A 1,053-nucleotide genomic window follows, 5' to 3' on the forward strand; every position below is an offset into this window, starting at 1 on the left:
CGGCATCGTCGCGGGTTACGAGGTCTACACGCGGATCGGTGTGCTCGCCGCGCCGGAACTGCTGGAGCTCGGTTTCCATCCGCACGCGCTCCTGTCGACCTTCGGCGCCGCCGCGGTGGTCGCGAAGATGCGCGGTCTGGACCTGGAACAGACGCTCCACGCCCTGTCCATCGCCATGAGCCACTCCGCGGGAACCACCGAGTACACCTCGTCGGGCGGCTCAGTGAAGCGGGTGCACGCGGGCATCGCCACGCGGGGCGGCATCCGCTCGGCCGAGATGGCCGAAGCGGGCATCACCGGCCCCCTGGCCTTCCTGACCGGCAACAAGGGGTTCTTCCACACCTTCGTCCGGCGTGAGGTGGGGGCCGACGCCGCTGCCGCGTTCGCGCTCGACGCCCCCTTCGAGATCACCCGGATCTGGATCAAGCCATACTGCTGCTGCGGCATCAACCACGCCTACATCGACGGTGCACGGCGGCTGGCCGACCGGGCCGACCGGATCGACACCGTCGAACTGGGCATCCAGGCCGGCGGCGACGTCGTGATCGGAAACCGGAACGCGAGCGCCTTCGCGCCCAAGAGCATCGAGAACCTTCAGTACAGCCTCCCTTATCAGTTCGCCCTCTCGCTCCTGGGCCACGGCAACGGCTTCACCACGCACCACGATTACATGGCCGGACGTCTCGACATCGGTGACGGCAGCCCGGTCGCGAAGCTCGCCGGCCGGATCCGCATCACGCCCAAGCCCGAGCTGGACGCCGCCCACCCCGGCAAGTGGGTCGCCGACATCACGGTCACCTACGACGACGGCACCAGCGAGAGCGTGTTCGTCGACAGCCCACGCGGCACCGCCGAGAACCCGATCTCGCAGCCCGATCTCGACGCCAAGTTCCGGGACCTCACGGTCGCGGCCCTGGGCACGGAACGCAGCGAGGCGCTGCTGTTCGCCATCACCGAGGGTGATCTCACCATGCCCGCCTCGGCGCTGGTCGACCTGCTGGTGATCTGACACGTGACACACGATGGTCCCCCTCCGCCGGGAGGGGAAGCACC

Annotated in this window: 1 protein-coding gene; it reads left to right on the forward strand. The window is 68.8% G+C overall.

The window, feature by feature from the left end; genetic code table 11:
• Positions 1-1,009, forward strand: a 1,009-nt coding sequence (locus tag ACWEN3_RS46920) for an MmgE/PrpD family protein (protein ID WP_452984611.1), incomplete at its 5' end; no start/stop codon positions are given.
• Between the last annotated feature and the right edge of the window lie 44 nt (positions 1,010-1,053).

Source organism: Streptomyces sp. NPDC004561, assembly GCF_053602155.1.